Origin of the sequence: Pseudomonas sp. MPB26, assembly GCF_046605355.1 — a bacterium.
In the GTDB taxonomy this organism is placed as follows: domain Bacteria; phylum Pseudomonadota; class Gammaproteobacteria; order Pseudomonadales; family Pseudomonadaceae; genus Aquipseudomonas; species Aquipseudomonas cedrina.
On record NZ_CP176793.1, the window covers coordinates 4,297,433 to 4,308,248 of the forward strand.

9 protein-coding genes are annotated in these 10,816 nt (G+C 63.6%); 5 read left to right on the top strand and 4 right to left on the bottom strand.

What is annotated here, in order from left to right; genetic code table 11:
• Position 1: 1 nt before the first annotated feature.
• The 4 genes from ACLH0H_RS19890 to ACLH0H_RS19905 are packed head-to-tail and all read left to right on the top strand — an operon-like array spanning position 2 to position 4,589.
• Positions 2–1,051, top strand: coding sequence for a branched-chain amino acid ABC transporter permease (locus ACLH0H_RS19890; RefSeq protein ID WP_411379318.1), 1,050 nt, complete (start codon positions 2–4; stop codon positions 1,049–1,051).
• Positions 1,052–1,070: 19 nt separating this feature from the next.
• Entirely contained in the window at positions 1,071–2,411 is a 1,341-nt protein-coding gene (locus tag ACLH0H_RS19895) for an ABC transporter substrate-binding protein (protein WP_411379319.1), read from the top strand.
• A gap of 3 nt (positions 2,412–2,414) precedes the next feature.
• Positions 2,415–3,182, top strand: a complete 768-nt coding sequence (locus ACLH0H_RS19900) for an ABC transporter ATP-binding protein (protein ID WP_411379320.1) — start codon at positions 2,415–2,417, stop codon at positions 3,180–3,182.
• A gap of 12 nt (positions 3,183–3,194) precedes the next feature.
• Positions 3,195–4,589 carry an FAD/NAD(P)-binding protein gene (locus tag ACLH0H_RS19905; RefSeq protein ID WP_411379321.1) on the top strand — a complete coding sequence of 465 codons (1,395 nt, stop codon included), beginning with the start codon at positions 3,195–3,197 and terminating at the stop codon, positions 4,587–4,589.
• Positions 4,590–4,761: 172 nt separating this feature from the next.
• Here ACLH0H_RS19905 and ACLH0H_RS19910 read toward each other — a convergent pair whose 3' ends face one another.
• From ACLH0H_RS19910 to ACLH0H_RS19925, 4 genes are read right to left on the bottom strand one after another with little or no spacing between them, the layout of a single operon-like run.
• A complete protein-coding gene (locus ACLH0H_RS19910) occupies positions 4,762–6,009 on the bottom strand; it encodes an efflux RND transporter periplasmic adaptor subunit (RefSeq protein ID WP_411379322.1) in 1,248 nt (415 codons plus the stop codon).
• Positions 5,999–7,477, bottom strand: coding sequence for a TolC family protein (locus tag ACLH0H_RS19915; RefSeq protein ID WP_411379323.1), 1,479 nt, complete (start codon positions 7,475–7,477; stop codon positions 5,999–6,001). Before ACLH0H_RS19915 ends, ACLH0H_RS19910 begins: the two co-directional genes overlap by 11 nt.
• Positions 7,470–8,669, bottom strand: a complete 1,200-nt coding sequence (locus ACLH0H_RS19920; protein ID WP_411379324.1) for an ABC transporter permease — start codon at positions 8,667–8,669, stop codon at positions 7,470–7,472. The genes ACLH0H_RS19915 and ACLH0H_RS19920 overlap by 8 nt, the downstream gene beginning before the upstream one ends.
• Positions 8,666–9,370: an ABC transporter ATP-binding protein gene (locus tag ACLH0H_RS19925; protein ID WP_411379325.1), complete on the bottom strand. Its 705-nt coding sequence runs from the start codon at positions 9,368–9,370 to the stop codon at positions 8,666–8,668. The genes ACLH0H_RS19920 and ACLH0H_RS19925 overlap by 4 nt, the downstream gene beginning before the upstream one ends.
• A gap of 355 nt (positions 9,371–9,725) precedes the next feature.
• Here ACLH0H_RS19925 and ACLH0H_RS19930 point away from each other — a divergent pair, with 355 nt between their 5' ends.
• Positions 9,726–10,457, top strand: a complete 732-nt coding sequence (locus ACLH0H_RS19930) for a TetR/AcrR family transcriptional regulator (RefSeq protein ID WP_169374354.1) — start codon at positions 9,726–9,728, stop codon at positions 10,455–10,457.
• Positions 10,458–10,816: the final 359 nt, after the last annotated feature.

Consider the following 10,816-nt stretch of genomic DNA (forward strand, 5'->3'; position numbering starts at 1 on the left):
CATGTCGATTCCCGTTGCTCAAGACACCGCGCCGTTGTTGCTGATCCAGCGGCGCATCCCCTGGGGCCTGATCGGCCTGTTGGCGCTGGCCTTTGTCGCGGTGCCGCTGTGGGGCAATGACTATTGGCTCAATGCAATCCTGATTCCCTTTCTGGTGCTGTCACTGGCCGGGTTGGGCCTGAACCTGCTCACCGGCTACACCGGGCAAACCTCGGTGGGCGCCGCCGGCTTCATGGCCGTCGGTGCGTTCGCCACCTATGGATTTTTGCTGCGCCTGCCGGAGCTGGGCTTGCCGGTGGCGCTGTTGGGCGGGGGCGTTATCAGCGCGTTGGTGGGGTTGCTGTTCGGCCTGCCCAGCTCGCGGATCAAGGGTTTCTACCTGATGGTCACCACGCTGGCCGCGCAGTTCTTCCTGGAGTGGCTGTTCGTCAAATTCCCCTGGTTCTACAACTATGGCTCGTCCGGCACGATCTCCGCGCCGAAGCTGGCGCTGTTCGGTCATGACCTCAATACGCCTCTGGGCCGTTACCTGCTGACCCTGGTCACGGTGCTGCTGCTGACCTGGACAGCCATCAACCTGGTGCGCAGCCAGGTCGGGCGCAACTGGATGGCGATCCGCGACATGGACACTGCCGCCGCCGTGGTCGGTATCCCGGTGGTGCGCTACAAGCGCCTGGCGTTTGCGGTCAGCTCGTTTTACTTAGGGCTAGCCGGCGCGCTGTGGGCCTTTGCCTACCTGGGCACGGCCAGCGCCAGCAGTTTCGATATCAACCGCTCGTTCCAGATCCTGTTCATCATCATTATCGGCGGCATGGGCAGCATCGCCGGCAACTTCGTCGGCGCGGCCTTCATCAGTTTGCTGCCGATCTTCCTCAGCCATGCCGGGCAGGCGCTGTTCGGGGGGGCGGTGGATGCGGGGCAGTTGCAGAACCTGCAGAAAATCATCTTTGGCGTGTTGATCATCGTGTTCCTGATCAAGGAACCCGAAGGGTTGATTCGCCTGCTGCACAACCTTCGCGATCGGCTGCGGCAGTGGCCGCTGCGTTTCTAATCCATAAAAGAGAATCTCCATGCGTGCATCCTTGAAACGTTCCCTGGTCGGCGCCGCGTTTGCGCTGGCCGCAGTGGTCGGCGCCGTACCTCAGGCAATGGCTTCGCCGGACCAGCAATTCATTCCCCTGGCCACCTACCGTGTGGGCGCCTACGCCTCCAGCGGCGTGCAGGTGTGGGCCGGGATGATCGATTACCTGCGTTATATCAACGAGGTCGAAGGCGGCATCAACGGCGTCAAGCTGGTGTGGCAGGAATGCGAGACCGAATGGACGGCCGAGAAGGGAATCGAGTGCTACGAGCGCTTTAAGAATGGCCTGGATGGCGCGCCGGTCGCGGTGTACCAGCCCAACGGCGCACCGGCGGCCTATGCGCTCAGCGAAAGGGCAGAGGTGGACAAGATCCCGCTGATCACCCTCGGCTACGGCCGCACCGAGGCCACCGACGGCACGGTGTTCCCGTATAACTTCCCGGTGATGCTGACCTTCTACAGCGAGGCGTCGGCATTGGTGAACTACATCGCAGAGCGTGAAGGCGGTTTCGACAAACTCAAGGGTAAGAAGATCGCCACGGTCTACCACGATTCGGCCTACGGTCGCGAAACCCTCGGCCCGCTGAAGTTGCTCGCCGAAAAGTACGGCTTTGAAAATATCCAGATTCCCGTCGCCGACCCCGGCAATGAGCAATCCGCGCAATGGCGCCAGGTGCGCCAGGCCAATCCCGATTGGGTGTTCCTGCGCACTTGGGGCGTGTCCACGCCGGTGGCGGTGAAGACCGCCGCGCGCTTCGGTTTTCCGGTGGACCACATCATCGGTGATATCTGGGCCAGTTCCAGCGAGGACGTATTGCCGGCCGGCGCCGCTGCCAAGGGTTACCTGGCGCTCACGCCGTACCCGGCGGGTGCCGACTTCGAGGTCCACAAACGCCTCAAGCAGTTCGTGCTCGACAAGGGCCACAGTGACCTCAAGGACCTGAAGAATTTCGGCAGCGTCTACTACAACTCCGGCCTGGTGAACGCCGCCGTGGCGGTGGAAGCGATCCGCACCGGCCAGGCCAAGTTCGGCAAGCGCCCACTCAACGGCGAGGAAGGCCGTTGGGGCCTGGAGCACCTGAACATTGATGACGCACGCTTGAAAGACATGGGCTACCTGGGCCTGATGCAGAACCTCAAGCTGTCGTGCCGCGACCACGAGGGCGGCGGTTCGGCGCGGGTGCAGCAGTGGGACGGCGCCAACTGGACGCTGATCAGCGACTGGATCGCCGCCGACCGCGCCCTGTTGCGCCCGTTGATCGATGAAAAATCCGCCGCGTTCGCCAAGGAAAAAGGCCTGACGCCGCGCACCTGCACCGGGGATGAATAAACCATGAGCCAGCCCGCCACCGTTGCCGCAAGCCCGTCGCTGCTGACGGTCAACGATATCGAAGTGATCTACGACGGCGCGATCCTCGCTGTGGCCGGGGTGTCGCTGAGCGTGCCCAAGGGCGCCATCGTCGCTTTGCTCGGTGCCAATGGCGCCGGCAAGAGCACCACGCTCAAGGCGATCTCCGGATTGGTGCGCGCCGAGCGGGCCGAGGTCAGCCGTGGCGTGATCGAGTACGCCGGCGCCGACCTGGCCGGCATCGACCCCAGCCAGCGCGTGCGCCAGGGCATGGTGCATGTGCTGGAAGGGCGCCATGTGTTCGGCCAACTGACCGTGGAGGACAACCTGCGCAGCGGCGGCTTTGTTCGGCGCCTGAGCCGCAGGGACATGGAGCACGACCTCGAGCGCATCTATGCCTGGTTTCCCCGGCTCAAGACCAAGCGTCACACCCGCGCCGGGCTTACCTCCGGCGGCGAGCAACAAATGGTCGCGATCGGCCGGGCACTGATGACGCGTCCTACTTTGGTACTGCTCGACGAGCCGTCTATGGGTTTGGCGCCTATGATCGTGCAGGAGATCTTCGAGATCGTTGCGCAACTCAACCGCGAACAGCAGGTGAGCTTTTTGATCGCCGAGCAGAACATCAACGTCGCGCTCAACTATGCGTCCCACGGCTACGTGCTGGATACTGGGCGCGTGGCCCTAAGCGGCAGCGCCGCTGAACTGCTGGCGCGGGGCGATTTGCATGATATTTACCTGGGCAAACACTAAGGGCAACCGCGCATGACTGAATCCACCCGCAACGCCGATGTGTTGATCATCGGCGGCGGCCTGAGCGGCACGATGCTGGCCGTGCAACTGCTGCGCCTGCCGGGCACGCGCCGGATCCTGGTGATCGAGCCGCGCGCCGAACTCGGCCGGGGCGAGGCCTACAGCGCCGTCGAACTGGGACATACCCTGAACGGCAATGCGGCGCGCATGAGCGTCGACCCGGACAATGCCGACGACCTGACCCAATGGCTCACCGACTATATCGGCGCCGGCGGTTGGCCCGAGTCGGCGCAGCAGCCGGTGCCGATCAGCGAACTGTTTCCGCCCCGCGGGATATTCGGGTTGTACGCCCAGCAACGTTTGGCCGAAGCCAAGGCGCAGTCCGCGTCCAGCGTCGAGCATGTGCGCGGCGAAGTGGTCGACCTGCAGGTGGATGCCGCTTCAACGTTGCTCACGCTGGATGACGGCCAGCAACTGCGTGGTGCGTTGGCGGTACTGGCCACCGGCATGTTCCCGGCGGCGCGTACGCCGCAGACCGAACCCAACGGTTTGAACGCAGCGGCGGTAGACCCCTGGGACGTGGCGGCGATGACCCGGATCGACCCGCACGCGCCGGTGCTGATCATCGGTTCCGGGCTGACCATGGTCGACGCGGTGGTGTCCCTGGAACAGGCCGGGCACCGTGGGCCCATCGAGGTTTTTTCGCGCCACGGCCTGCTCCCCCATGTGCGCCGGCAACCGCCGGGCTGGGTGGATTTTCTCGGCGAAGACCACCGCCTGCGCAGCCCCCTGCAATTGCTGCGCGAAGTGCGTCGCCAGTGCCGCAGCGCGCAAGCGCAGGGCATCGATTGGCAGGCGCCGTTGGACACGGTGCGCGCACATATCGGCCGGTTGTGGAACCAGGCCAGCGAGCGTGAAAAACGTCAGTTCGTGCGCCACGTGCGGCCCTGGTGGGAAAGCCATCACCACCGCTCGCCACCGTTGAGCGCGCAGTTGGTGGCGCGGCTGCATGAAGCAGGGCGGTTGCGGATTCGGGCGGCTTCCTTCAAAGGCCTGGTGCCTTCGGTTGAAGGCGTGAGCATTCGCTTGCGGTACCGCGGCGAGCAAGTGATCACGCAGGCGTCAGGTGCGGCGCTGATCAACTCCAGCGGCATTGAATACGACTGGCGCCGCGTGGCCCGGCCGTTGCCGCAGCAGTTGTTCAAGCGCGGGTTGATCCGGCCTGGGCCATTGGCGTTGGGGATTGCGGCGGATGCTTCGGGCGCGGTGGTGGATGCGCAGGGGCAGGTGAGTCAGCGACTGTTTGCGATGGGCCCGCCGTTGCGCGGGATGTGGTGGGAGAGCACGGCGGTGACCGATGTGGCGATCCAGGCCAAGGCGCTAGCCTTGAAACTCACACAACCCTAACTGTGACAGCTAGCTTTGCAACTGTAGTGAGCGGGCTTGTCCCGCGCTGGGTGGCGAAGCCACCCCAATTACAGACACCGCCGAGTGCCAGGTAGGACACGGTCGCCTGGTTTGGGGCCGCTTCGCAGCCCAGCGCGGGGCAAGCCCGCTCACTACAGGGGTGATGGGTGTTTTAATTTGAGGTCTTCACAAACCCTGGCTTGAGCCCGAACACCTCGACCCCCTGCGCCGTCGATTGCCCGATTGTCACCTTCACCCGCTCCACCGGCTTATCCATCGCCTCGCGGTATTGGACCGTCATGTCCGGTCCGATCGCCTGGCTTGGAATCACCATCGCCTGTGCGTTGTTGTAGGTCACGATGGTCAAGCGCGCACTCATCCCCAACCGTACACGTTGCAGCTGTTGCGGCGTGAGCCGGGGAATCGACAAGGTCACCGGGAATTGCGCACTGCCCTGGCTGTCGCTGGCAACCGCCAAGCCACTCACGACGCTGACGGAGCCGGTCAGCCGCTCACCCTCGAAACCATCCCCCAACACTTCCACCGCCTGGCCCTGGTGCAACTGGTTGATGTCCAGCTCCGAGACCTTGGCGACGATTTTCAGCCGCTCGATATTCGCCAGCCCAAACAGCACCTGGCCCTGGCTGACCTTGCTGCCGGCCTGCACCGGGGCGTTGTTGCCGCCGCCGCCACCCTGGGCCGAGGGATTGCCGGGCGGCGGTACCACGATGCCGGAGAACGGCGCCTTGACTTCCCGGCCTTCGAGCAACGTGCGCAGAGCTTCATATTTCACCGTGGCGTTGGTCAGCTCCATATCGGCGATCTGGCGGTATTCGCCCTTGCCCTGGTCGATGGCCTGTTGCAGCTCGCTGCGGGCGGAGGCGAGGTCCAGTTGTTGCTGTTGGGTCTGTTGCCTGAGGTCGTCCAGCTCATTGCGCGGGATGATGCCGCGCTGAAACAGGTTTTCACTTTCGGCGAGTTTGCGCCGGGTGTTGCCGGCGGTCATTTCGGCGGTGCGCAGGCTACGGCGGGCACGGCTGACAGCGGGGCCGTTGTCCCAGTCCTGCATCTCCTGCACGGTGCGCCGCGCCTTGAGCTGGGCGGAGAGGGCGTCGCGCAGTTGCACCTCCAGGGTGGCCGGGTCCATGCGCAACAGCACTTGGCCGGCCTCGACCCGCTGGCCTTGCTCGACCAGGTTGGCTTGCACATTGCCGTCGAACGGCGCGGTAAGGGTGACGGTGGTGTCGGGCTCGATCTTGCCCACCAGGCCGATCTGGTGCACCAGCGCGTCGGGCTCTACCGCCAACCATTGCTCGGTGGCCGTGGCCGGGTCGGATGCCGGGCTGCGCAGGGCCAGGCCCGCGCAGCCCAGCAGCAGGATAAATACAGCGCCCAGCAGGCGTTTGTGATTAGTAGTCATTGAGGGCGATTTCCCAACTTTCCAGCGTCATGCCCAGTGTCAGGTCGAGCTGGGTCTGGGCGTTCAAATAAGCGATCAGCGCATTGAGCTGCGCATTTTCGGCGTTGCGCAGGTCGGTCTCGAAACTCAGTACCTGGAAGTTGGTGGAACGCCCGGCGCTGAGTTTTTCCCGCTCGATCTCGATCTTGCGCCGTGACAATGCCACGGCGCGCTGGGAGATTTCATACTGGCGCCAGCGGGTGCCGAGGTCGCGCACCACATCGTTGACGCTGCGTTCCAGCTCTTGGCGTGCCTCGGTGATGCGGATCTCCTGGTCCTCCACATTGACCCGCGCGCGTACTTCAGCCTGGCGCGTGCTGATATCGCCGATGGGGATCTGCACCTGCACCCCGGCGTAGCTGTCCCAGGTTCGGTTATTGCTGCTGCCGGTGTCGTTATTGTAGGCGTCGCGTACCTGATTCGCGCCGGCCACCAGGTCCACCTGCCAGCGCCCGGAGTCCTTGGCGATCACCAGGTTGAGGTCGGCCTGCTGGCTGCCGAGCAGGGCGGCGAGGTATTCCGGCTGCTGGTTCTGCGCCAGGTTGAAGGCCTGGCGCTTGTCGATCTGCATGGGCCTGGCCTCCAGGGCTTCGGTGGCACGAATCGGCGTGGACAGGTCCAGGGCCAACAGGCGCAGCAGTGAGAGGCGACTGGCGTCCAGCTGGTTCTGTGCTTCTTCCACGCCCAGTTGCTGGGTGGCGATATCGGCTTCGGTCTGCACGATTTCGAATTCGGCCATGCGCCCGGCGCTGATCAGCGCCTTGTTCACTTCCAGCAAGGTCGCGGAGCGCTTCAGCGCATCCTGCACGATGCTCAGTTGCTCCTGGGCGCGCAGCAGCTCGCGGTAGGTCGCGATGATCTGGCTGATGGTCTGCGCGACCGTGGCCTTGAGGTTCAAGCGGTTGGCCTGCTCCGACAGGCGCGACAGGCGCAGCGGCGCGGTGGTGGCGTCCCAGCCTGCGCCGCGCAGCAGCGGCTGGATGATTGCCAGGTCGAGGCCGTCGCTGCGGTAGCGACCGGCGCGGTCGGCATTGTTCAGTTGCTTGGTCCAGGCCATGCTCAAGCGCGTGCCGTACTCGCCGAGCAAACTGGTGGCCGGCGCGACGTTGGCATTGCGTGCGTTGTCGGCCGAACCACGGGTGTTGCGATAGTAACTGTTGAGAGTGAGCTTGGGCTTGAACACATCTTCGGCCACGCGCAGGTCGAATTTCTGCGCCACCCGTTGCAGGTACGCGCTGCGAATCGCCGGGTTGTTGCGCAGGCCCAGGTAGACCGCATCGCCCAGGGTCATGGTGGTGGCCTGGGCATTCAACGACACGCCCCGGTCGTAGCCGCTGCGCGTGGTACTCGGCGCCGACGGCTTGATCACCACGTCGGCGGCCACGCCCGGCAGGCTGACCAGCGCCAGCAACAGCAGCCATCTACTCATCGCGCAGGGCCTCCACCGGCTGCAACCGCGAGGCCGAAACCGCCGGGTAAATGCCAAAAAACAACCCCACCAGCAACGTACTGCCCACCCCGAGCGGCAGGGCGGCGACGGCGAGGGCAAATTCCCAGCCCGACAGCCAGGCGTACAACCAGGCGGCGGTCATGCCCAGCACCGCGCCACAGAGTGCGCCGACGGCGGTGAGGGTCACGGCTTCGAGCAGGAACAGGTTGCGGATATCCCGCTGGCGCGCGCCGAGGGCCATGCGGATGCCGATCTCGCGACGGCGCTCCGAGACGTTCATCAGCATCACGTTCATCACGCCGACGCCGCCACCCACCAGCGAGATCGCCCCCAGGGCCAGCAGCAGGTAAGCGAACGTGCGACTTTGCCGGGTCATGCCGTCGATCATTTGCTGGGGCACCTGGATGTCCACATCATGGTCGGGAAGTTGCGGTTGCAGGGCGGTGGCGGCGTCCCGGGCAACGCGTTCCATGTCCTGGCCGGGCGCGGCGCGGATGATCACGTTGCCGATCTGCGGCGTGGCATAGATACGGCGCATGCCTTCGGCGGGGATGAACAGTGATTCGTTGGCCTGCACCGGCATCAGCATCGCGCGGGGCTGGCTGCGCAGGATGCCGATGATCAGGAACAGGTAATCGTTGATGCGCACACGGTCGCCCAGTCGCAGCGGATCGCCAGGCGCACCCAGGGCTTGGGCGACCTGGTCGCCGATCACGCCGTAGGTTTCGTTGGCATCAAAGCTTGAGAGGAAACGCCCCTGTTGCACGGCCAGGCGCATCGCGTCCTTGATACCCGGCGTGCTGCCGACGAAGTTGGCGTTGACGGTACGGCCATGGAACACGATGGGCCCGCTGAACAAGGTGAGCGCGCCGATATGGGCAATGCCGGGTACGCTCTGGCGCACGGCTTGCAGATCCAGGCGCGCGGGCATCGGCAGGCCGCTGCCCGCCTTGGGCGGGAACTGGGCGACCAGGGTGTCGGTGCCCATGTCCTTGAAAATCATCGCGGCATCCACCGCCGCGTTATGGCCGATGTTGATCAACGCCACCACCGACGAGCTGCCGATCACGATACCCAGCAATGCCAGGACCGAACGCTTGCCCAGGGTGCGCAGGCTGACGAAGGCTTCATGCAGCAGTTGGCTGAGGTTCTGTTCGACCGGCCGGGTCATGGGCGCCCGGCCTCTTGCACCACGCCGTTGCGCACCAGGATCTTGCGCTCCAGGCGTTCGGCGATGTGCGGGTCGTGGGTGACGATGATCAGCGTGACCTGTTGCTCGCGGTTCAACGCCAGCAACAGCTCCATGATGTCCTGGGCGGTGGCGCTGTCGAGGTTGCCGGTGGGTTCGTCGGCCAGTATCACCGAAGGCCTGCCCACCAGCGCCCGGGCGATGGCGACCCGCTGGCGCTGGCCGCCGGAAAGGTCGGCGGGGCGGTGGTGGGCACGGTCGGCCAGGCCGACCTGTTCAAGCATGCGCAGGGCCTGCTCCACCGACTCATGGCGCGATACGCCACGATAACTCAAGGGCAGGGCGACGTTGTCCAGAGCGCTGAGGCGCGGCAGCAGGTTGAAACTCTGGAACACGAAGCCGATCTGCTGGTTGCGCAGGGCCGCCAGTTGATCAGGCGTGGCGGTGAAGATGTCGTGGCCGGCAAAGTGGTACTGACCACGGTTGGGCAAGTCCAGCAGGCCGAGGATATTGAGCAGCGTGCTTTTGCCGGAACCGGACGCGCCGAGGATGCCGCAACTGTCGCCGCTGGCGATGGTCAGGCACACATCATTGAGAATGGACAGGTGCTGCCCGGCCAGCTGATAGCTTTTGCCGATGCCTTGCAGGGAGATCAAGCCTGGGTGCGCGGGAGTATCTGCCATGAATACGCCTTCACTTTTTACGCCGCCGTTCTCTTCCCGGTAAAGCCTTGTAACAAGTGCAGGAGACTGGTAGAGATGACGGAGCGCTTTCGTTTCTTGTTTTTAAAATATTGTTTGAATACTAACCGCGTTCCAGTCGCTTCGCCAGCCGTCCATATAGAGCGGTTTTATCCCTGCGAAGCGCTATTCCGAAGGAGCTCTGACGGGGCCGGCAAGAGCCAGGCGATCACCCTTGATAAGCCCGCCGGCCAAGGCTTGGCATTAAATGACGCGGTGTCATTGCTTGCTTTCGCCCGACAGTCCCGGTATAAAAAATCAAATTATTTTTTTAAATAAATTTTCCCGTGGATTCCCTATGGTCGCGAAGAAAGTCAGCGCTCCGAACATTACCAAGACTCGATTGCTGGATGCGACAGAAGCGCTCTTCATCAAATATGGATACGACGCGGTTTTGTTGCGGCAGATTACCGAGCGCGCCCAAGTCAACCTGGCCGCGGTGAACTACCACTTCGGGGACAAGGATTCCCTGATGAAGACCCTGCTGATGCAGCGCCTGGAGCCGCTCAACGAGCAGCGCCTGGAATTGCTCGCACGCTGTGAGGCCGAATCAGACGGCCCGCTGGATTGCGACACCTTGCTCGGTGTGCTGTTCGCCCCGGCCATGGGCCTGGAACGCAGCGATCCGGGCAGTGGCGAAGGGCGTTCTTTCATCCGTTTCCTCGGTCGCGTGTACAGCGACACCTCGCCGTTTATCCAGGAATACCTCAAGGTGCATTACCAGCCGGTGTTCCAGCGCTTCTTCGAAGCCTTCGCCCTGGCCTTGCCGGACCTGCCGCGCAACGAGCTGGGGGTGCGCCTGCAATTTGCCCTCAAGGCGATTTCCGGCGTGATGGCCGGCACCGAGCTGCGCCTGCTGATGAACTCCATGAGCCTGGGGCGACCGGCGACGGATGCCGAGGTCATGGCCAAGTTGATCACCCTGGTCTCGGCGGCGATTCGCGTGCCGCAGCAAAGCCCGGAGGCGGAACACGCATTGGCGAAGGTGCTGGATACCCAGCGGGCCATTCGCGAGCAAACCTCTCGCTGACAGCTCTGTAGGAGCGAGCTTGCTCGCGAAGAACGTCAACGATATCGCGGACATTCTGGTTAACTGCGGTGACATTGCGTTTTTCGCGAGCAAGCTCGCTCCTACAGTGTTTTGAGTGTTTTGCCGCACAAAAAAAAGCCCGCTGGGGCGGCGGGCTTGATGTGCAACGTTTGTAACGGATGAGGCTTCACATTACGTTTCGGGATGTGAATAAAGCGTGAAAAAAATGGCAAGAAAAAATGTAAGTGTCAGAGCGGGTTATGATCGCTGATTGACAGGGTTAACGACCGCCTATCGGAACTGTCATTTCTCACAGGTTACCAACCGCCACCCAGAGGTGTTTGATTTCTTCAGGCGAT